Annotated in this window: 19 protein-coding genes; 11 read left to right on the top strand and 8 right to left on the bottom strand. The window is 34.1% G+C overall.

Annotation, left to right across the window (positions count from 1 at the left end):
- Positions 1–140: 140 nt before the first annotated feature.
- From EDD66_RS08075 to EDD66_RS08055, 5 genes are all read right to left on the bottom strand, one after another.
- Positions 141–488: a VOC family protein gene (locus EDD66_RS08075; protein ID WP_123609070.1), complete on the bottom strand. Its 348-nt coding sequence runs from the start codon at positions 486–488 to the stop codon at positions 141–143.
- Between the two features lie 37 nt (positions 489–525).
- Positions 526–978, bottom strand: a complete 453-nt coding sequence (locus EDD66_RS08070; RefSeq protein ID WP_123609069.1) for a hypothetical protein — start codon at positions 976–978, stop codon at positions 526–528.
- Positions 979–1,845: an AraC family transcriptional regulator gene (locus EDD66_RS08065; RefSeq protein ID WP_123609068.1), complete on the bottom strand. Its 867-nt coding sequence runs from the start codon at positions 1,843–1,845 to the stop codon at positions 979–981.
- A gap of 91 nt (positions 1,846–1,936) precedes the next feature.
- Positions 1,937–2,650 carry a hypothetical protein gene (locus tag EDD66_RS08060; RefSeq protein WP_123609067.1) on the bottom strand — a complete coding sequence of 238 codons (714 nt, stop codon included), beginning with the start codon at positions 2,648–2,650 and terminating at the stop codon, positions 1,937–1,939.
- 91 nt (positions 2,651–2,741) lie between these two features.
- A complete protein-coding gene (locus tag EDD66_RS08055; RefSeq protein ID WP_123609066.1) occupies positions 2,742–4,337 on the bottom strand; it encodes a hypothetical protein in 1,596 nt (531 codons plus the stop codon).
- 727 nt (positions 4,338–5,064) lie between these two features.
- Here EDD66_RS08055 and EDD66_RS08050 point away from each other — a divergent pair.
- Positions 5,065–6,876, top strand: a complete 1,812-nt coding sequence (locus EDD66_RS08050) for a methyl-accepting chemotaxis protein (protein ID WP_123609065.1) — start codon at positions 5,065–5,067, stop codon at positions 6,874–6,876.
- A gap of 92 nt (positions 6,877–6,968) precedes the next feature.
- Here the strand turns inward: EDD66_RS08050 and EDD66_RS08045 are convergent, their stop codons facing one another.
- Both EDD66_RS08045 and pyrF read right to left on the bottom strand, forming a co-directional pair.
- On the bottom strand, positions 6,969–7,856 hold the full coding sequence (locus tag EDD66_RS08045) for an aldose 1-epimerase family protein (protein WP_123609064.1): 888 nt from the start codon (positions 7,854–7,856) through the stop codon (positions 6,969–6,971).
- 55 nt (positions 7,857–7,911) lie between these two features.
- On the bottom strand, positions 7,912–8,841 hold the full coding sequence (pyrF, locus tag EDD66_RS08040) for an orotidine-5'-phosphate decarboxylase (protein ID WP_123609063.1): 930 nt from the start codon (positions 8,839–8,841) through the stop codon (positions 7,912–7,914).
- Between the two features lie 278 nt (positions 8,842–9,119).
- On the opposite strand from pyrF, the gene EDD66_RS08035 reads away from it, so the two are divergent.
- From EDD66_RS08035 to EDD66_RS08010, 6 genes are all read left to right on the top strand, one after another.
- The gene (locus EDD66_RS08035; protein ID WP_123609062.1) at positions 9,120–9,503 is read left to right on the top strand and encodes a hypothetical protein; all 384 of its coding nucleotides are present in this window, start codon (positions 9,120–9,122) and stop codon (positions 9,501–9,503) included.
- A 100-nt stretch (positions 9,504–9,603) separates the two neighbouring features.
- Positions 9,604–10,821, top strand: coding sequence for a peptidase T (pepT, locus tag EDD66_RS08030; protein ID WP_123609061.1), 1,218 nt, complete (start codon positions 9,604–9,606; stop codon positions 10,819–10,821).
- Between the two features lie 176 nt (positions 10,822–10,997).
- Entirely contained in the window at positions 10,998–12,563 is a 1,566-nt protein-coding gene (locus EDD66_RS08025) for an ABC transporter substrate-binding protein (protein WP_123609060.1), read from the top strand.
- A 64-nt stretch (positions 12,564–12,627) separates the two neighbouring features.
- Positions 12,628–13,569, top strand: coding sequence for an ABC transporter permease (locus EDD66_RS08020; protein WP_123609059.1), 942 nt, complete (start codon positions 12,628–12,630; stop codon positions 13,567–13,569).
- A gap of 34 nt (positions 13,570–13,603) precedes the next feature.
- Positions 13,604–14,386 carry an ABC transporter permease gene (locus EDD66_RS08015; protein WP_123609058.1) on the top strand — a complete coding sequence of 261 codons (783 nt, stop codon included), beginning with the start codon at positions 13,604–13,606 and terminating at the stop codon, positions 14,384–14,386.
- An 8-nt stretch (positions 14,387–14,394) separates the two neighbouring features.
- Positions 14,395–16,020, top strand: coding sequence for an ABC transporter ATP-binding protein (locus tag EDD66_RS08010; RefSeq protein ID WP_279232881.1), 1,626 nt, complete (start codon positions 14,395–14,397; stop codon positions 16,018–16,020).
- A 15-nt stretch (positions 16,021–16,035) separates the two neighbouring features.
- Here the strand turns inward: EDD66_RS08010 and EDD66_RS08005 are convergent, their stop codons facing one another.
- Entirely contained in the window at positions 16,036–16,479 is a 444-nt protein-coding gene (locus tag EDD66_RS08005) for a YaiI/YqxD family protein (protein ID WP_123609056.1), read from the bottom strand.
- Positions 16,480–16,788: 309 nt separating this feature from the next.
- Between EDD66_RS08005 and ftsH the strand changes: the two genes are divergently transcribed.
- The 4 genes from ftsH to EDD66_RS07985 all read left to right on the top strand — a co-directional run bounded on the left by ftsH (position 16,789) and on the right by EDD66_RS07985 (position 23,013).
- Positions 16,789–18,786, top strand: a complete 1,998-nt coding sequence (gene ftsH, locus EDD66_RS08000; RefSeq protein WP_123609055.1) for an ATP-dependent zinc metalloprotease FtsH — start codon at positions 16,789–16,791, stop codon at positions 18,784–18,786.
- Between the two features lie 88 nt (positions 18,787–18,874).
- Complete coding sequence (locus EDD66_RS07995) at positions 18,875–19,690, top strand: Cof-type HAD-IIB family hydrolase (RefSeq protein ID WP_123609054.1); 816 nt, start codon at positions 18,875–18,877, stop codon at positions 19,688–19,690.
- Between the two features lie 203 nt (positions 19,691–19,893).
- The gene (gene uvrC, locus EDD66_RS07990; RefSeq protein WP_123609053.1) at positions 19,894–21,756 is read left to right on the top strand and encodes an excinuclease ABC subunit UvrC; all 1,863 of its coding nucleotides are present in this window, start codon (positions 19,894–19,896) and stop codon (positions 21,754–21,756) included.
- 261 nt (positions 21,757–22,017) lie between these two features.
- Positions 22,018–23,013, top strand: a complete 996-nt coding sequence (locus EDD66_RS07985) for an ROK family transcriptional regulator (protein WP_123609052.1) — start codon at positions 22,018–22,020, stop codon at positions 23,011–23,013.

Below are 23,013 nucleotides of genomic sequence, written 5' to 3'. Positions count from 1 at the left end.
ACGCCCAAACTAATTATTTATATTGCAAGGCTTATTTTATGTTGTGTAGGCAAAGCTGATAATAGGAAATAATTTATTTGTATAAAAGCATATAATTTTATTTGATATAAAGCTATGCAGCAATAGGCAATTACCATATATTAATTTGGAAAACTCCTGAAGTATACATGATTACCGTCGGGATCACAAAAATGCATATTTCTGGCTCCCCAGGGTCTGGTTGTTGGAGGTTCAATAATTTTAGCGCCAAGGGTTTTTAACCTCTCGTATTCTTCATCTACATTTTCAACGGTAAAAGCAATACATATATTTTGATTATTGTTATTTTTCTTTGTTCCGTCATTGTAAATTGTCAATGCTGCACCTTCTATTAAAATTTCCTGATGAATTTCATCATCTCCATCGGATGTTGTATTTAAAATAGTTTTATAAAAATTTGCCAACTTTAAAACATCATTTGTTAATAAAGACACTTCTGCTAATATCAATGATAACCCTCCTTTAAGCGTAACATTTCCATACAATCTAAAACTTAGATTTGTCATAATTATATGGGATGCTTGTACCTGCTACAACATCTTCAATCTTTTCAAGGATAAGCCAATCATCCATATTACCCTGATGTTCAAAATCTAAAGGAGATATTTCTTTTATCTCTTTGAATTCAACTAAACACATACATTTTTTGTGCCATCGTTCTTTCTGTTTTTCAGACAAGTTAAGTTTTTCCTGATTATTTAATAGTACTTTTACAATCTCATCTTCAGTTAGTTTTATATAATTTTGTACTTCAGTAACAGTAGCAGCAGCTGTAATTTTACCGGTTCCCTTTTTCATGAAATACAAGGATTCACCCTCAAAGACACGGCTGTGAGGTATTTTTCTTCCGGCGGCAGCTCTTATTACCATTGTCTTTGTTCCACTAAGTATTTTTTCTAATACTTTCTCTTTATCATCGCAATATACTAAATGTACCATTTAAGCACCTCCTGTTTTCTTTTTTATTGGAAGCCATACTTGTGTTGTATAGTTCTCGGAGAATTGATTTCCGGCAGGATAGACCTCTATGTCAGCACCATTGGAATATTCATAGCCTGAAGTTGGAAGCCATTCCGTCATAATTCTTCTTTCTAAATCCTGGAGTGCATTTGTAGCTATAGAACCAGTACATTCAAATACGGCATAAGTACTTGCGGGTACTTCGTACTCAACCATTCCTTCGGGTATGTCTTTTGAACTGGGAGCAGCAATAAAGTATTCGAAATTTTCCATTTCTGTACTAACTCCAAGAATTCCTGATGGTTCTCCATCAATTAATGCTGCTATATGAGGAATCAATCCTTTTTGTGTTATTTCCTGCCAAAAGAGCGGGATCTGTGTGAATCCTTCTTCACCGGTGATATCAAAGAATCTTTTTACTCCTACGATACGAAATTTTTCTTTTGTCACGATTTTATAATTCATTTCGCACCCTCCTTTAATCGTTAATTGAAAACTGATGCGAGGAAATGCTTTTAAATTAATATTTTGATTTCTAGCTGCTACAGGTGATATTCCATGAATATTTTGAAAGGCCCTGTTAAAAGCAGTAGGAGATTCATAACCATACTTTAATGCAATATCGATGATTTTTTCATTACTACTTTGTATATCAAAAGCAGCTAATGTCATTTTGCGTTTTCTAATATATTCGGCAAGAGAAATATTAGCAACATATGAAAACATTCTCTGAAAATGATAAGTAGAACATCCTGCAATTTTAGCAACTTTTTCGTAGTTGATTTCTGAATCTAAATTTTTTTCTAAATATTCTAATGCTTCGTTTAATTTTTCAAACCATTCCATCGCTTTATCCCCCCATAAATATATCATGATAATAAAAAAATGAACTCTCTTTTTCTATACATAAAATGAGAGTTCATTAAATAAGTGTGTATTAATGCAATCCCCCAAAGAGATAACGGATAAATTCCACACTGTACATTTTGTTCTTGGAATTTGCGATAATTCCAATGACAGGTTTATCTATAATAGAGCCGGTTTGGCTATATATCTTACTTTTATCCAGATAGATTCCATATGCGTTGATTGAATTATTTTCTGAATCATTGGCTAAATAAAAGGAATCACTTAAATCACTATAAAGATCTGTAGGTAAATGATCTGACAAGTTATCAAAATAGCCTTGATTTGCATATTTTGAAAATTGCTTTTCATCAGTTATGATCACATCAATATCTTTAGCAAAGATATAAGTTGTTAACTTCTGCTCTGATGCCATGGAAGTATTAGAATTCTCTTCTGATATAAAATATGAACTATCAAGAATGATTTCTTTTGAACTTAAATCTATGTCTGCCAAAGAAGCAAATTCTGTGATTAATTGCTCTTTTGCATCCTCACCTAAAGAATCATTTACGATAGCAGCATATAGTACAGTATCCGGTTTTGGCGACAGAACTGTATACATTATACTTACAGAGGTGACAATTGCAATTCCGGCTACAATAGTTTTCGTTTTGTAATAGTCATTAAAATATTGGAATTTTTCCTTCATAGTCATATTTTTCAACTTTTGTTTCTCTGTAACAGTTGTTTTACGGTGCTTATATATTTCAGCATTTTCATCCAACTTTGTTTCTTTTATCATAGTAATCCCCATTTCTAAACTTTCTTAACTAAACATAGTTTATCATAGTAGTACTGCAAATAAAAGAAACTAATTCTAAAATTTACGTAAATTAATAAGAATAACTGTATAAAATACTGTCAATTATAGAATTAATTCCCTCAACATTAATTTTTTCATTGATATCTTTCAGGTATTCTTCTATTCTAGCAGTGGATAAATATTCATTTAACTCTGTATCTGCATCGTATACAGTATCTGTTTCTTTTGGCATTTCAAAGGAAGAAAAAGGAGTATATTTTGAAGCAATTGAAATATTAGCCAGATTTACCCCACCTTGAACAACGTCTATCACTATATCTTGTTGTTTTTCTTTGCTGCTAAAAGAAGTCGTAACATTTATGGCAGAAAGGGTTTCACTTGTAATTGTAAAAGTGCCATCCAGGTAGTGTATGGAGTCTCTGTATTGGCTTTTCACATCTTTCATTGATAGATTGAAGATATGAGGAGTTCCATAGCTTTGATCATTATAGGAAAACTTTACATCCCCGCTGGCTCCATTCAGACTTAATTTAAGAGTTCCTTTTCCACTAAGAATTTCAATTCCTTCAGTTGTTAACCAAGCTTCAATCCCTAAATCTGTACCATTACGGACAGATTTATACCCAAAAGAGTTTTTCTCTTTACCTTCGGTATAAGAGAAATCACGCCCCATAATATTTCCTTTGTTATCAATCCATACAGTCATAATGATAATATCTTCATCACTGATATTTGCCTCTTCTGCGGCTATATCGTTTAAACTGTCCTGAATAAGCGTCTCATATTCTTCTTTAGTATATATTTTTAATTTAACGAATAAGTCACGTAACTCATCATCTGATTTTGCAGTTTTAAGGATTTTATCTGCAATAGAAAGAGAAGTTTTTTCGTCTATTTCAACAGTCAGTTTTGTATAATCTGAGGAAATATTATCAGCGGTTACTTTTTCACCATTCTTTACAATGACATTATGAACCTCTTCTATTGCCATAATAGAATATTTTTTTAATAATTTATTTAATAATTCTTCTGTCAGTGAATTATTATCAAAGAATTCATAAATATCTTTAGTTCTAAATGGAGCAGGTTCCATTGCGGCATTGGTGAAAGAGGTTTTTAAATAAGCACTATTTAAATCTGGAACTTTAATAAAGAAATCTTCTTTATCCAGATCCAGATAATAATCAAGAGAAGTTATATCTTTATCATTGCAGGCAAAAGATATGGACGCTTTCGAATTAAGGCCTAAGCTGGAAGAAAGTATCGTTGCTTGTATATTATTTAGTCCGGTAAGTCCTAAGTTGGTAGTTATGGTAGAATCCAGTGCAGTTGAAATCGAAGTTTCTGTACTGGTTCCATTATCAATAGAATCCTGATATGCTTCTATGTAGTTGCCGTAATGTTCAGACAATACATCAATTTGCTTCTCGAGATTAGCTTTTTCAATCTTTTGATAATATTTTGCAGGACTTAAAGTTACACGGGCAATAGTGTTAATTACGGATGGTGAAAAAATAGAAAATAAAATAGCTCCAATTAATATGACAGATACAGAAACAATAGAGACTCCCCATTTTGAAATCCTTTTTTGCTTTGGGCTCTCCTGCGTATCATCTCCTCGTGTTATTTCATTCATATTTTCCTGGTCTTTTTCAAAATCTGACATATTATCCCCCTATTAATGTAATTCATCCAGATAATTGCGAAACTCATAACTGTAGTAGACGGTCTAAGAACACAGGAACATAATAGACATATAAAGAGTTTCGCAATTATCTGATGTAATTTATTGTAATGATAGGATGATAACAAATATTCCTATTTGTGTCAATCGTAGAACACTAGAAGGCATGGTAGATAGTTACTATTATGGGAATAAAAGCCTATAGATGACATATTAAACTTCATAATAAATATTAAGATAGAAAAAGAGGCCTTAATGTGATTTTAGAACCACTTAAGACCTCTTCTTCCGTTGATTAATTAAGGATATATATTATAATATTAAGAAATATTATAACCAGGTTAAGAACAATAGTAAAAGACCTATTGTTAAAATAAAAAAATTATCAAAGGGCAATACAAAACATTATCCCCGTTGATAATTTTAAACATAGAAAAAGGCGTTTCTTAAATAGAAACGCCTTCGTTTATAACACTATTATATATAAACATTGTTATGTTGTCAATTATAAAATGAATTTATATTATGGAACCAGTAACTATAGGAAAAATAGGATGAAATGATAGGAGAACAGATAAATATATGAATATATAATCTGGAAAATGATAAAAAATATTACTTTTATTATCTGGTATATATTGATAAACTTTTGATAGTGTGTCATTATTTATATTGGAGAAAGGTAAGACACTAAGGAAGGAGTGATAATATGAAATACATCAGGATGAATAGTATTAACAAAAAAATATGTGCTTTTATATCATTAATTATTATTGTAGCATTGTCTGGTATTTCTTTCATTAATTACACGATTGCAAAACAGGAGCTCTCCCGTTCCAATCAGATAATTTTAAAAAATGTGATAGAAACCTCTTTGTTTGAAATCAATAGAAATTACGGATACACTGCAGGAGAGAATCAATGGATGACGGAAGAAGAAGCAAAAGAAGCTTCATTGGCATCAATTAACCAGTTGCATGCAAAAGAAACGGATTCTGTATCCGGAGCTACCGGGAATGGAGCGGATACTGTATCAAGTGCTACCGCTAATTCTGAATTAAAGTATCATACATTAAATTTAGGAAAAGATGGATACTTTTTTATAGTTGATTCCAGTGGAGATGTAATATCCCATCCGTTTTTAAAAGATAATATTTCCGGGCTGAAATCAGAAGATGGAAGACCTATCATTCAGGATATTATCGAGAAAGCGAAAAGCGGAGGAGGTATCTTAAATTACAAATTAGCTGAAGAAGTTAGTGCCGTTACTGGGAATAAAACTGTATATACTCAATATTTCCCTCAATGGGACTGGGTTATCACGGCAGTAATATATGATGATGATTTGTTAAGAGGCTCTAAGATAATATTAAATTATAATCTTTTGGCTCTGGCGATCATCTTAATTATAGCATTCACAGTAAGTGTACTGATTACCAGAAAGATAACAAAACCAATTAAGACCATTTCCGATATTTTGCACAGAGTATCTCAAGGAGATTTAACAGTAGATAAAGTTAATATCAAAACCCGGGATGAGACGAGATTATTAGGGGATTCTGTCAATCTTCTGATTGACAAACTGAATCATATCATAAAATCAATGATTTTATCCAGCAGTAATTTAAACCAGTTTTCAACAGAGTTAAAAGGTTCTGCAGATAGTGTTGCAAAGATGACCGAGGAAGTTTCAAAATCTATTTATCAAATGTCGGTATTTAGCGAAGTCCAGTCACAAAATACTTTAAGCAGTGTAGAAAAAGTGACGTTGCTGGGAGAAGATATTAAAGAAACGGCTGATGCAAGTGCTAAAATAGAACATGCAGCCATGAAAACCATAGAGTTAAAAGCACAGGGACTGGACTCTGTAAAAGGATTAAAAGAAGCAAGTATTGAAAATAATACGAATTCACAGGAAATGGAACAGGTAATCAATGAAATCCATAAGCATTCCAAAAGAATAAGTGAAATTGTAGGAATTATTGCGGGTGTTGCAGAACAAACAAATCTTCTGGCTTTAAATGCCAATATTGAAGCAGCCAGAGCTGGTGAAGCAGGAAAAGGATTTGCAGTGGTTGCCGGAGAAGTACGATCTTTGGCTACGGAAACAGCAAAGGCTACGGAAGACATCACAGGAAAAGTAAATGAAATGATGAAGCAATCCAGTATTGCAGTAGATTTTGTAAAAAGAAACCAGGCAGGAGTCAATAATATTAATAATACAGTTTCAGAGACAGAAAATATTTTTAATAAAATATCAGAGGAATTACAGGATCTAATCGAGGATATTAAAAGGATTACGGAACATAATTATGAGACAGACCAAAAGAAGGATCATATTCTGGATATGTTGAACAATATTTCACAGACAGCTGAAGAAAATTCCTCCTCTATAGAAGAAATTTCTTCTTCTTCAGAAGAACAGGCAATGACTGTGAATGAAATTACGAATAATATTTCTAAATTAAATGAAATGGCAACAGATTTAAATTCTTTGATTCATACATTTCAGACCAGGTGATTCTGAAAGTCTTTGTTTAGAATAATATTGAATACATAAACTATAATTAATAGGGGCTTTTGCAAAATATATTTTTGCAAAAGCCCTCTGTTTTAAACCAATAGATCGATCACTAATTGATAAGATTCTTTCTGACCGGATTTCACAGTCTGGATATTTCGCTTATGGATAAATTCATTATCTTCATCACTATAGACTGCCGCACCATTCCAAGGTTCAATACAGAGAAGTGGAGCTGTATCATTCATCGGAGTCCAGAAGGCAACCGCTTCAAAACTATGAAAATCAACAGATACTCCCTTTTTTGTAACAGAATTTATCAAGGACACTTTTCTTGATTTTATGTCATCAAAGACGATAGCATCTTGCTGAAACATATCATAGCTAAGATTCAGTATATCAGAATGATTCAAATGGCATACCCGGTTTTCATTGCTAAATTGAAGTTTTTCAAGATCATATACCGGACTCATGCAAGTTTCTTTTTGCTCGAATTGTAATATGTAATCAGAGAATTTCTCGCCTTCAAATAATGGACAATGAAAGCCAGGGTGTGCTCCGATATGATAATACATATCTTTATCATCCAGATTATATACATCATAAGAGAGAGTAAGTGTTGTTCCTGTTATACGATAACCAAGCCTTATATTAAAACGAAATGGATATACTTTTAACGTATCTTCCGTATAACTGTAACTGAATACAACGCTATCATCACTTTGCTCTAAAATTTGAAAGTCTTTATCTCTGACAATACCGTGCTTTGGAATTTGGAATTCTTTCCCGTTAATCATAGTTTTCCCATTACGTAGATTTCCTACCATTGGGAATAGAAGAGGGGATACGCCTTTCCAATGTTTTGGATCGCCGCACCAGATATAGTCTTTTCCAGTGCTGTTATCTATAAAAGATTTCAATTCGGCACCCAGGGTGTCTATAGCTGCTGTTGCAGATTTACTCTTGATAGATACTATCATAAATTACTCCTTTCAATAAAAAAACAAATGTTAGCAGGCTGCATATAGAAAAATTTTAAAACTTTATTTCATTAATTACTGATGTAATATCTTCACGCATTCGAAGTGCTTCCAGTTTCGCCGCCTTACTATATTCTTTTTCTGTGAAATCACCATTTTTATAGGCACACATAATACCTCTTGAAGAATTTACGATGGCACCAAGCCCATTCTGATCAAAGGCATATTTTACATCGTTAGCTCCACCGCCTTGGGCTCCATAACCAGGTACCAGGAAGAATGTATGAGGCAATTTTTCACGTAATTCCTTTAACTGTTCTGGATATGTGGCACCAACAACAGCGCCGACGCTGCTATATCCATATTTACCTATAGAATCCTGACCCCAGGTTTCACACATTTCCCCCATTACTTCATAGACATGATGGTCTTCAATCAATTTATCTTGTAATTCACCGGAAGATGGATTTGAAGTTTTTACGAGAACGAAGATACTTTTATCAAATTCATTACATACTTTTAGAAGAGGAGATATACCATCGGTCCCTAAGTATCCGTTTACCGTCAGGCAGTCTCCTTGAAATGCAGATATTTTCTCGCCATTTACATCGGTTAAACCCAGATGGGCCGTTGCATATGCATCCATGGTTGTTCCAATATCATTTCTCTTACCATCGATAATGACATACAACCCTTTTTCTTTCGCATATTCTATAGTTTTAGCTAATGCTTTTAATCCTTCATACCCATACATTTCATAATAAGCAACCTGCGGTTTGATAGCTGGTACAATATCATATAACTCGTCGATTAATCCTATATTAAATTTCAACAATGCTTTTCCGGCAGCCTTCAGGGTATTGCCGTATTTTTCGAATATTTTTTCTTTGATATAATTAGGTACATAATCTAGTTTGGGATCCAATCCCACGACCGTTGGATTTTTTGTGGCGACTATTTTACTAATTAATTGATCCATTGACATGATAATCCTCCTTGTGTTTAACAGTGTTAATGGTAACCGCTTGCTTATATCGGATAAATCATACCATGTTTTCTCATTCAAGGAAAGCAAAAAATATTTTAAGGAAACGGGTAAGAATATTCTGTTTTTTATCCCTTTATTTTATTACTTTCTTAGAGTACAATATAATTCATAGAGAATATAGATAATAATTCCATTTGAAATTCAGCTGTGATTCAAACCACATCTGAATTAAGTTTTACTTGATAAAGAAAATATTATAATCCAGGAGGAAGAAAATGATAAAGAAAAATGAAAAGCATCCATTAAATTTATTTTATATGTCACCCAACAATGTAATGGTAAAAGATTTAAAAGAAGTGATAGATAAAGGTGGTAAATTGGTTCAGGTCTGGGAAGAATTAAGAGTATTACAGATAGAATTGCCAAATGGGAATACGGTAGATTTTGAATCAATGAAGCCAGAGTTTAAAGACCCATCCGATGGGGCATTTATAAAGAATCGAAATATAAATTCCTTATACGCTGTGACAGTAGAGGAAGAAGATTTTAATGAGGTCAAATCATCTTTATATAAAATAATAGAAGAGCTGGGTGGATTTTTTTGTACGGATAGTGATGATTTTAAACCAATTTATCAAATGGAAGATTTGAATTCTTAAAGGTATCATTAAATGGATTAAGGCAATTGCAAAATATAGGATATGATCACGAGTCAGAAATTATTATATGATATGACCAAAAGAAAGGATAATTATAGGCATGAAAGTAGAAGAAAGATTTTTAAAATATGTTACCTATCATACAACCTCAGACGAAGAGTCAGCAACCGTCCCAAGTACAAGTAACCAGAAAATTTTAGGCGAAGTTTTAGTAAATGAGATGAAAGAACTGGGAATCTCAGATGTGAGGATGGATGAAAATGGTTATATTTATGGAGCCATCCCGGCATCAGAAGGAAGGGAAAATGATCCTGTTATAGGATTCATAGCCCATATGGATACTGCGCCATCTATGATAGGAGAAAATATAAAACCAAAGATTATAAAAGACTATCAGGGTGGAGACATTGTTTTAAATAAAGAGAAAAATATTATAATGAAAGCAGATGAATTTTTACATTTAAATCAATATATTGGGCAAGATATTATTGTAACAGATGGAACGACTTTACTTGGAGCAGATGATAAAGCCGGCATTGCAGAGATATTAACTTTTGCAGAATATATATTGGAGCATAAAGAATTTTCCCATGGGAAAATTGCCATTGGATTTACTCCAGATGAAGAAATCGGTCGCGGTGCGGATCATTTCAATGTACAAGCTTTTGGTGCAGAATACGCATATACAGTTGACGGCGGACAAATTGGAGAAATTGAATATGAGAATTTTAATGCAGCCGGTGCTAAAGTTAAGATCCATGGTGTGAATATCCACCCAGGGGAAGCGAAGAATAAGATGAAAAATTCTATTTTAATTGGTATGGAATTCCATCAAATGCTCCCTTTTAATGAAAATCCTGCTTACACAGAAGGGTACGAAGGATTCCAGCATTTAAGCCATTTTGAAGGTGATGAGGAAAATTCTATATTGGATTATATTATAAGAGACCATGATATGGGAAAATTTGAACAAAAGAAAACCAGATTTATAAAAATAGCAGAGTACCTTAATGATAAATATGGGGAAGGAACAATAGAGCTTATTATCAAAGACAGCTATTACAATATGAGAAAACAGATTGAGCCTCATATGCATATTGTTGAAAAAGCCAGAGAAGCAATGTTAAAGGCCGGTGTAGAACCTATCGTTGTACCAATCAGGGGTGGGACAGATGGTTCCAGATTATCCTATATGGGACTGCCTTGCCCGAATCTATCAACTGGCGGTCATAATTTCCATGGAAGATATGAATATATTCCAGTACAGTCCATGGAGAAGATGGTGCTTGTACTAAAAGAAATAATTCTTGCAAAATAAATCGAAAAATATTATTATGTATTTGGCAATGTAATGGTAAGGTTACGGCCTTATCTATACGTAAGGTTGAAAAAAATCTTTCAACCTTACGGGGACTCAAAGGTGCATGGAAGCATGTCTGCTTGAGTCTTGTTCACAATAATGAGAAAAAATATTATATAGTAAGGAGTAATCATATGAAAAAGAAATGTAATTTTCTAGTGCTCTTAATCCTCTTAGTATCTATTGCACTCTACGGATGTAGTGGCGAAAAGAAAACCGAGGTTAAGGAAGAAACTCCAAATACTGATGATATGGTCTCAACTGAGCCCCAAACAGGCGGTTCGGTAGTTGTAGGTATATTACAAGATTTAGATAGTCTTGACCCACACAAAGCTGTTGCGGCAGGAACTAAAGAAGTATTATTTAATGTTTTTGAAGGCTTAGTAAAGCCGGATAAAGATGGAAATTTAGTTCCAGCTGTAGCAAGCGATTATGAGATATCACCAGATGGTTTGGTCTACACCTTCACTTTACGGGAAGGTATTAAGTTTCATAATGGAGAAGCTGTTACAGTGCAGGATATTGAATATTCGATAAAAAGATGCGCTGGTCTGCTTGATGAGAAGGATTCTTCCGTTGTAGTAGATGCAGCGCTTTCTAATATTAAAGAAGTGAATATCAAAGATGAAAGAACTGTAGAGCTTGTTTTAAAAGAGGCAAATACAGAGCTGCTCGGATATCTTACCGTTGCAATCATACCAAAAGATTATAAGGAGCAGGGAACAAAGCCGGTGGGTACCGGACCATTTCGCTTTGTTTCTTATACACCATTAGAAAGTATGATAGTAGAAAAAAATCCAGAGTATTATGTAGAAGGGAAACCTTATCTGGATAAAGTCACTTTCAAAATTGTTGCGAATACAGATGCAGCATTTATGGAATTGCAGGCGGGATCAATAGATATATTCCCTTATCTGACAGATTCTCAGGCAAAGCAGCTGGAAGGTACCATGCGTATTGAAGAAGGTCACATGAATTTAGTACAAGCTTTGTTCCTAAATAATAAAGTGGCACCATTTGACAATATAAAGGTACGTCAGGCGCTAAATTATGCAATTGATAAACAGACAATTCTGGATATGGTAGCCGGAGGAAAAGGAAGTATTATCGGAACCAATATGTTTCCTGCATATGCAAAGTATTATCTTGAAGAATTAAACGATGTATATCCATATGATCCAGAGAAAGCAAAAGCTCTGCTAAAAGAGGCCGGACTTCCGGATGGATTTACATTTGCAATCACTGTTCCATCCAATTATCAATATCATGTAGATACTGCTCAAGTCATTGTAGAACAGTTAAAGGCAGTTGGTATTTCAGCTACGATTAATCAAGTTGAATGGGCAACCTGGTTAAGTGAGGTATATACAGAAAGAAAATATGAAGCTACAATCATTGGTCTGGACGCCAGACTTGCGCCAAGAGACGCAATGGACCGTTACCTGTCAACTGCAGACAATAATTTTGTGAATTATTCCAATTCTGAGTATGATGCAACACTTGATAAGGCTATTAGAACGGTAGATGAGAATGAGAAAGTAGAAAGTTATCAGAAATTACAAACCTTATTGACAGAGGATGCAGCTTCTGTATATATTCAGGATCCACCGTTGCTTGTAGCCGTAAATAAGAAATTGGCTGGCTATACTTTCTACCCGGTATATGTACAGGATATGTCAGTAGTATATTTTATTAAGTAAAACTTAATTCAGCTGATAGAAATCGGACAAAATAAATGTTAAAAAACGAAAGGGGAAAGGTAAGATGAAATATATATTTAAAAAAATTATTACTCTCATTATTACATTGTTGGTTATTTCACTTCTTACCTTTCTAGCCTTTCAAATTATACCGGGAGATAGTGCATTAACTGCACTTGGAACCAATGCAACAAAAGAAGCAATTGATGCTTTAAGAGAAGAACTTGGCTTAAATGAACCACTATTCATTCGATATGGTTCATGGCTTTCCGGCATAATAAAAGGTGATTTTGGGTTGTCATCACAATATAATATACCTGTTTCCAGTTTATTAAAAGACAGGTTTATAGTAACATTTTATTTAGCAGTGATAGCATTGATTGTAATTATAGTATTATCTTTCCCTTTCGGAATTCTTACCGTGAAAAAAGAAGGAGGCTTTCTAGATCGGGTTATTACTTTGATCTGTCAGATAAATATGGCAATTCCTCCGTTTTTTCTAGGAATGCTGATTACATTGATTTTCGGTTTAATATTAAAAATGTTCACCCCAGGAGCTTATGTTGGTATCCAAGATAATTTTCTGGGCTTTTTAGGTTATTTATTCTTTCCGGCAGTTGCAATAGCTCTGCCAAAGGCGGCGATGCTGATTAAATTCCTAAGAAGCTCTCTTTTAAGGCAGCTTAAATTGGATTATGTAAGAACAGCACGGAGTAAGGGAGATACAGAACATCAAATATTATATAAACATGTTTTAAAGAACGGGTTGATACCTGTTATTACATTTCTTGCAATGATGATTGCAGATGTATTTGCTGGAAGTATCATGATTGAGCAGGTATTTAGCTTGCCTGGATTAGGGAGGCTTTTGGTAGTTGCAATTTCTAACAGGGATTTTCCTGTGGTGTCAGCTATTATTATGTACATAGCTATTCTAATCGTATTTATTAATTTTATTGTTGATATCCTCTATCAATATATTGATCCCAGAGTAAGGATTTCATAAAGTTTAACTTAATTTAGATAAAAGGAGTATGGGGATGAAAAGAAATAAAGAAATAAACTTTATCCTTGGCTGCATTATGGTCGGTATCGTTATATGCATACTACTCATTGGGATATTTTACACACCTTATGATCCGGACCAGATGGACGGTTTAGCTAAGAATATGGCTCCTAATCTTAAACATCTTTTTGGTACGGACAATTTTGGACGTGATATTTTAAGTCGTGTTATGGCAGGCAGTAAAATCACTTTTCTTGTAGCCATATTCACTGTGGCAATCGGAGCAGGAATCGGCACTTTAGTCGGTGCAATTACCGGCTTCTATGGTGGAGTGCTGGATGAGATTATAATGCGGCTTAATGATGCACTGGCTTCTTTTCCAAGTATTCTTTTAGCACTTGTAATTGTCAGTGTTGTAGATATCGGTCGCTTTAATCTGATATTTGCATTAGGAATTGTTTTTATTCCCAGCTTTGCCCGTGTTATCCGAAGTGAATTTATAACGTTAAAAGAGATGGATTTTGTAAAAAATGCAAAATTAATGGGTGCAAGTGATTTTCGGATCATGTTCATTCATATCCTTCCTAATACAAGAAAAATCCTTCGAACATCCATAATGATAGGATTTAACAATGCAATTTTAGCAGAGGCGGGTATGAGTTATTTGGGACTTGGTGTCCAGCCTCCATTATCCAGCCTTGGAAGGATGTTATCAGAAGCCCAGCCATATTTATTTAATGCCCCTTGGTATGCTTTAGCACCAGGATTTATGATAGTTTTTACAGTTTTAGGATTTAGTATGTTATCTGATGGGTAAATACTCAATTGACCAGTTCAGATCAGAATCAGAAAGGAGACAGGCAGATGAAGGAAGATTATCTACTTAAAGTGAATAACCTGGAAATAGGTGTTTTCTCTGGAAATAAGAAAAAGAATACCATTGTAAATGGTATTTCATTTGCCATAGAACCTGGAGAAATGATTGGAATTGTAGGGGAATCCGGGTCAGGAAAAACAATGACAGCACTTTCTGTTATTGGACTTTTACCAAAAAATATTGAGATCTTTAATGGAAGTATTGAATTTGAAAATAAGAATTTGACTCAGTTAAATGAGAAACAGCGAAGAAACTTAAAAGGAAATCATATTTCTATGATATTCCAGGAACCTATGACCTCTCTCAATCCTTTGTCCAGAGTGGGGAATCAGGTTAATGAGATGCTGTTTAACCATAGTAAATTAAATAAGGAAGAGATAAAGAAGAAAACTTTATCCATGTTTGAAGAAGTTGGATTACAATATCCAGAAGAAATTTATGAAAAATATCCTCACCAACTATCTGGTGGTATGAGACAACGGGTCATGATCGCAATGGCTATGATCTGCAATCCTAAATTAATGATTGCAGATGAACCCACAACGGCCCTTGATGTAACAATACAAGCTCAACTATTGGAATTAATAAAGAAATTGAACAAAGAGTATGGCACTGCTGTAATATTAATCTCTCATGATTTAGGGATAGTTCAGTCTGTTTGTGACAGGGCTCTCGTGATGCATAATGGAGAGATAGTTGAAGAAGGGCTTGTAGAAGAAATTTTTCATAGTCCTAAAGTTATGTACACAAAAGATTTATTAAAGGCAGTACCAAGTATTCAAAATAGAAAAAACAGTTTAGAAAAAAAAGAAATAATATCAAAGTCTGAAAAAGATATTATATTAAAGATAGATAAATTAAGTGCTTCCTATAAAGAAAAAGATGCTAAATTATTTGGGAGAACAATGAAAAAACCGGTATTAACAGATATCGATCTGGAAATCTTCAGGGGAGAGATATACGGAATCGTTGGGGAAAGCGGTTGTGGTAAATCTACTCTGGCCAAAGTTATAGCGGGAGTTCATAAAGAAATAGAAGGTGGAATTGTTTTAAAAGAAAGCAGACCACAGATGGTATTTCAAGATTCTTATGGAAGCCTGAATCCTGCAAAAAAGGTGGGCTGGATATTAGAAGAACCCTTAAGAATCAAGGGAGGATATACTAAAAAGCAAAGACAGGATGCAGTTTATGAAATTTTAGAACAGGTAGGGTTACAAAAAGAACATACACATAGATATTTAAATGAACTTAGTGGAGGACAGCGTCAAAGAGTAAATATCGCCAATTCTCTTATGCTGAAATCAGAATTTATTATTTTGGATGAGCCAGTTTCAGCCCTTGATGTGACAGTGCAGGCTCAGATATTGAATTTACTGATTAATTTACGTGAGAAATATCAGTTAACTTTTTTATTTATTTCACATGATTTAAATGTGATTGGGCAGATCTGTGATAGAGTGTCTGTAATGCATAATGGAAAAATTATTGAAAGTGCATCCGTGGAAGAATTATATCACAATCCAACACATGAATATAGCAAAACACTAATTCATTCCATTCCCGGGATGGAGTAATTAGTGTTATATAATCTATTCATTATGATGGGATAAGCATAATTTACGAAATGACTGCTCAAAGTTTTCATCAGAATCTTTGGTACGTTTGCGAATGTTGCCTGTCCTTATTCCTGCCTGTCGCTGTTTTTTTGAAATATAGCGTTCAAAGAGCAGCAGATCAATATTATCATCTGTATATACTCTGCCACTATGATGAATTGCATATGCCTTTTTTCCAAGAGCCATAGTTGCAACTCCATAATCTTGTGTTACAACAATATCCCCTTTATCTGTTCTATTAATTAGGGCAATATCCACTGCATCCGGAGCTTTACTGACGGTAATGATCTCGGAATAATCAGAGTGAAGTATGTGGCTGGTATCTATTATCATGATAACGGGTATATTCATCTCTTTTGCGACTTTTTCTATAATATGTTTGACGGGGCATGCATCTGCATCCACTAATATTTTCAAGACAAAACCTCCTGACTTTCAGTTGGACTTACCTGGGGACATAACAGCTGTTGATCCCTGTTTTGACAGGGGTGTTATAGCTGGCAGCCATCAGATAATTGTAATTATATAACAGAATTCTTTAAAAAGATAGTAAATAAAAAATACAGAATAAAAATTCTATAATATTTTCATGAAGTAATTGATATTGGTAAGATTGAATGGTAAGATAGCGTTTATAGATATCAAATGTATAGAAATTATCATATTGATTTATGGAAAGACTAACATTATAATGAACATGATATCCTAAGAAAGAGGAGGTTTTCAATGGATAATAATAATAAAAACAGCAATAAGAAAATGAATCGGAATGGATTGATAATTGCCTTGATTGCGGCAGTTAGTATATTCACAATGTTTTCTTATTTATCCAATCAGTTAAAAGAAAGTACACATATTGAAGTGACATATAATAAATTTCTGGATATGTTGGAAGAACGTGAAATCAAATCAGTTGTTATCAAATCAGACAGAATAGAATTTGTGCCAAAAGAGCAACCCAGCAATTTATATGAGATATCCTATTATACTGGTAATATAAAAGATGAAGAATTAACAGAGTTATTAAAGGAAGCTCATGAACAAGGCAATGTAGATTATAAAGGGGAAGTACAGGATACGGGTTCTGGTATTATTGATTTGTTATTCGTATGGGTATTTCCATTTCTGATTATATGGTTAATTATGTGGTTCCTGTTTCGCTCCATTTCCAAAAGCGGCGGCGGGATGATGGGAGTTGGCAAAAGTAATGCAAAAGTTTATGTACAAAAGGAAACCGGAGTAACATTTAAAGATGTTGCCGGACAGGAAGAAGCAAAAGAATCTTTAACAGAACTTGTAGATTTCCTTCATAATCCGGGCAAATATACAAAAATCGGTGCCAAACTTCCAAAAGGTGCATTATTAGTAGGTCCTCCGGGAACCGGTAAGACACTTCTTGCCAAAGCAGTTGCCGGAGAAGCAAAGGTACCATTCTTCTCATTATCCGGTTCTGATTTTGTGGAAATGTTTGTTGGTGTGGGTGCATCCAGAGTCAGAGATTTATTCAAACAGGCACAGCAATCTGCACCATGTATTATCTTTATCGATGAAATAGATGCCATTGGTAAAAGCAGAGATACCAGATACGGCGGCGGGAACGATGAAAGAGAGCAGACATTAAACCAATTATTATCAGAAATGGATGGTTTTGATACTTCGAAAGGTCTGGTCATTTTAGCGGCAACAAACCGCCCGGAAGTGTTAGATAAAGCGTTGCTTCGTCCGGGACGTTTTGATCGCCGTGTGATTGTAGATAAACCTGATTTAAAAGGCAGGGTTGATGTATTAAAAGTACATGCAAAAGATGTTCTAATGGATGATTCTGTAGATTTAGATGCAATTGCCCTTGCAACATCAGGTGCGGTAGGTTCTGACCTGGCCAATATTATTAATGAGGCAGCAATCACTGCTGTAAAAGCGGGAAGAAATGTTGTCATGCAGGAAGACCTTTTTGAATCAGTGGAAGTTGTAATTGCAGGTAAAGAGAAGAAAGATAGAATTCTTGGTAAGGATGAGAAGAGAATTGTTGCTTACCACGAAGTAGGGCATGCACTTGTTACTGCATTAGAGAAAAAATCAGAGCCGGTGCAAAAGATTACTATTGTTCCTAGAACTATGGGTTCCCTTGGATATGTAATGCAGGTTCCGGAAGAAGAAAAATATTTAATGAGCAAAGAAGAAATGCTTGCAAGGATTGTTACTTTATATGGCGGCCGTGCAGCTGAACAATTAATTTTTGATTCGATTACAACCGGTGCTTCCAATGATATAGAAAAAGCAACTTCTTTAGCACGTGCCATGGTTACCCAGTATGGTATGTCAGAAAAATTTGGGCTCATGGGTCTGGAATCTGTTGAAAGTAAATATCTTGATGGACGTCCTGTGTTAAATTGCGGGGATGCTACTGCAGCTGAAATAGATCAGGAAGTTATGAGAATATTGAAAGAATGTTATGAAAAGGCAGTGTCTTTATTAGAAGGAAATCGTGATGTATTGGATAAGATAGCTGAATTCCTGATCGAGAAAGAAACGATTACAGGGAAAGAATTCATGAAAATATATCGTGAAGTAAAAGGGCTTCCTGAAGAAGAGGCTGATAAAGAAGAATCTGATAATAAGGAAACAAAACAAGAGGATATGATTGACAGGATAGATCTTGAGATGAATAAAGAAGGCATTACTAAAGCAGAAGCAGACCAAAATAGTGAAACTAATATAGAATAGGGTATGTAAGCATCACCTTATCAAGAGAAAACAGATATGCACCCAAGGCAAAACTTAGGTGCATTCTTTAGTACAAAGGAGATTTAAAATGGCGTATAAAATGCTCGTACTTGATATTGATGGTACGTTAACGAACACAAGAAAAGAGATTACTCCGAAAACATTGGAAGCAATTAAACATTTACAAAAGAGGGATGAAATTGTAGTATTAGCATCAGGGAGGCCAACTGCCGGCATCCTTCCCATTGCAGAAAAATTAGAACTTAGTAAACATGGTGGATATATCTTATCTTTCAATGGAGCTAAAGTATTTGACTGTAAAACGGGTGAAGCTATATACCAAAAGGTATTGCCAAGAGATATCATTCCATCAATATATGAAGAGGCAGTAAAATATAATGTGGGTATCATAACTTATAAGGATAATTCTATTATAAGTGGGATAGGAATGGATGAATTTATTCAAAAAGAAGCAAAAATCAATCATATAGAAGTGGAAATTACGGATTCATTTGTGGATTATATCACTTTTGATGTGAATAAATGTCTTATGACCGGAGAACCAACACATCTGGCAAAAGTAGAATTAGAAATGCAAGCCAAATACGGACATATGTTAAGTATCTATCGTTCAGAACCTTATTTCCTGGAAATTATGCCCCTGAATATCGATAAGGCATATTCTTTAGGAAAACTATTAAATTATCTTGGATTATCAAAAGATGAGATGATCTGTATGGGAGATGGGTTTAATGACAGATCCATGATACAATTTGCAGGACTTGGTGTAGCAATGTCAAATGCACAGGATGTAGTAAAAGAAGATGCAGATTACATTACATATTCTAATGATAGAGATGGTGTGGCTCATGTAATTGAAAAATTTATTATCAATTGTGCTTAAGAACAAGGAAATGAATGGACAGACTAGATAATTACGAAACTCTAAAATTATATTTATTTGTAAAACAATTAATACAATTCCGGAGCGGAAGCTAAGCGGAAGGAGCGTTGGAGCGGAGGAATTTGTATTAACAGTTTTGCAAATTTAGAAAACTTAATAGTTTCGCAATTACCTAATGGAGAGATAGAAAGGGGGAGAAAATATTGTTTGATGTTGAAGAAGAATTAAAGAAATTACCTGCAAAACCAGGTGTATATATCATGCGTGATAAAACGGATAAAATCATTTATATAGGGAAAGCAATCAGTTTAAAAAACAGAGTACGGCAATATTTTCAAAGTAGTAGAAATTTAACTCCCAAGATTGTTCAGATGGTATCCAGGATCGATCATTTTGAATATATCATAACGGATTCCGAATTGGAAGCGTTGGTATTAGAGTGTAATCTGATCAAAGAACATCGTCCAAAATACAATACCATGCTTAAAGATGATAAAAGTTATCCTTATATAAAAGTAACAGTTCAGGAACCATTCCCAAGAATTATGTTTGCAAGGCAGTTAAAGAAAGATAAAGCAAAATATTTTGGTCCCTATACTAGTGCAACGGCAGTAAAAGACACCATTGAATTAATACGCAAAATATATAAGATTCGTACTTGTAACCGTAATCTGCCAAAAGATATCGGAAAAGAAAGACCATGTTTATATTATCAGATAAAACAATGCGATGCACCTTGCCAGGGCTATGTTAATGAAACGGAATACGGGGAATCGGTGAAACAAGTTTTGGAATTCTTAAATGGTAACTATGGTGTTGTATTAAACCAGTTGGAAGATAAGATGAAAAATGCTTCTGATAATCTGGACTTTGAAATGGCAGCAGAGTATCGGGATCTGCTTAACAGTGTAAAACAAATAGCTCAAAAACAAAAGATTACTAATAATTCAGAACAGGATGATAAGGATGTTATTGCTTTTGCAAGAGCTGGAGATGAAGCGGTGGTACAAGTATTCTTTATCCGAAATGGTAAACTTATAGGAAGAGAGCATTTTTACTTAACGGGAGTGGAGCATGATACAAGAGGCGAAGTGCTGACCAACTTTGTGAAACAATTCTATGCAGGAACTCCTTTTATTCCTAAAGAATTAATTCTTCAGGAACCAATTGAGGAAGAAGATATCATTGCAGAATGGCTAACAAAAAAACGGGGGCAGAAAGTTTACATCAAAGTACCTGTAAAAGGGGAGAAAGAACGACTTGTAGAACTTGCAGCCAAGAATGCATCATTAGTTTTACAGCAGGATTCTGAGAAAATTAAAAGAGAAGAATTAAAAACCATTGGTGCAGTGAATCAGATAGCTGCCATTTTAGACATTCCCTCCATATATCGCATTGAATCTTTTGATATTTCTAATATTAATGGATTTGAATCTGTTGGTTCCATGGTGGTATATGAAAATGGAAGGCCAAAACGGAACGATTATCGTAAGTTTAAGATTAAATGGATTAAAGGTGCCAATGATTATGCGAGCATGTATGAAGTGCTCACAAGACGTTTTACACACGGAAAAAAAGAAAAAGAAGAGCTTAGGGAAAAGAATCTGGATTCCTCCTATGGAAGTTTTACAAGATTTCCAGACCTGATTATGATGGATGGTGGAAAAGGACAGGTAAATATTGCCCTGCAGGTATTGAATGAATTGAATTTAAATATAGCAGTCTGTGGTATGGTCAAAGATGATAATCATAGAACGAGAGGGCTTTATTATAATAATGTTGAAATTCCAATGGAGCGAAACAGTGAAGCTTTTCGATTAATTACAAGAATACAGGATGAAACCCACAGATTTGCCATTGAATATCATAGATCTCTTAGAAGTAAAGCCCAGGTACATTCTATACTTGATGATATTGATGGAATAGGAGCAGCAAGAAGAAAGGCGCTTATGAAACATTTTATGTCTATTGAGGCTATAAAAGCTGCAGAAATTGAAGATCTTATGAAAATTCCCAGTATGAATCACAGAGCTGCTGAACAGGTCTATAATTTCTTTCGTAAATAAAAAGCAGATATTTATTTTGGCTTATTCATAAACTCTTAATTTAATAAAGTAATGAAATAATAAAAGGGATAAACTTGTATAGATAAGTTTATCCCTTTTTATTTTTTAATTAGCATACCTTTTAGAAATGAGAACAATAATTATATTGACATTTACATGGGACTCTGGTAACTTAATAAATATACTTTATAAAGGATATTTAATAAGTGGTTAAATGATATATGGATAGTAATCACATTTATAAGAAAGAGAGGTATCTAATTGAAAGCAAATACAGCCTTTATAAAACAGCTGAATATAGAAACATTACGTAAAGCCCTACGAAATGCCGGTCAGGCTACAAAATCGGAATTGGCAGACTTGACAGGATTAACCGTTGTAACGATCAATGCTCTTATTACAGAATTAGTGGTCAGTAAAGAAGTAATAGAAAATGGCAATGTACCATCCGGTGGAGGCCGTCCTTCCATGCAATACCGGTATAACTATGATTATCAGTGTGCCGCTATCGTTTATGGATATCAGAAGAATAACAAAAATTGTATAAATACAATTGTAGTTAATTTAGCCGGGGAAGTACTCTGGAAAAATGATGAATACATTGAGACAGTGGAAATCAAGAGCTTTGAAACAGTTTTAGATGAAGTTTTTAAACAATATTCTAATATAAAAGTCATTATATTTGGACTTCCTGGAGAAGTAATTGATGAAGTAGTCACTATTAATGATTATTCCAATATTATAGGACCTGACTTCATTCCTCATTATAAGAACAAATATAAAGTTCCTGTTTTGGCTGAAAATGATATTAATGCCATGACTTATGGATATTATAGAACTCATAACAGTGAATATTCGGATTCAGTAGTCGGTATGTATTTTCCAAGAAACCATTCCCCAGGAGCAGGTCTGATAATAGATGGCAGCATCTATTATGGAAAGCAGCATTTTTCGGGAGAGATTGCAGCGATGCCCATGCCAAAGCCCTGGGAAGAAATGAATTATTTTGATGAAAATGAGGTTATTAAGAATCTGGAGCAATTATTAACCGTTTATTGCTGTACCATTGCTCCATCTATGTTCATTCTTTATGGAGATTTTTTTACAGATACCATTGAAGAGAGATTAAAGCTTTATACGGAAAAATTATTGAGCAATAAATTTATTGTGAATATTGAAGTATCTGATTATCTGGAAAGAGATTATGAATATGGTTTAAAATGTTTGGCATTAGATACTTTATGGGAGGAAAATTAA

The sequence above is a fragment of the Mobilisporobacter senegalensis genome (genome assembly GCF_003752155.1).
Taxonomy (GTDB): Bacteria; Bacillota; Clostridia; order Lachnospirales; family Lachnospiraceae; genus Mobilisporobacter; species Mobilisporobacter senegalensis.
This window is presented reverse-complemented; position numbering and strand designations above follow the sequence as displayed.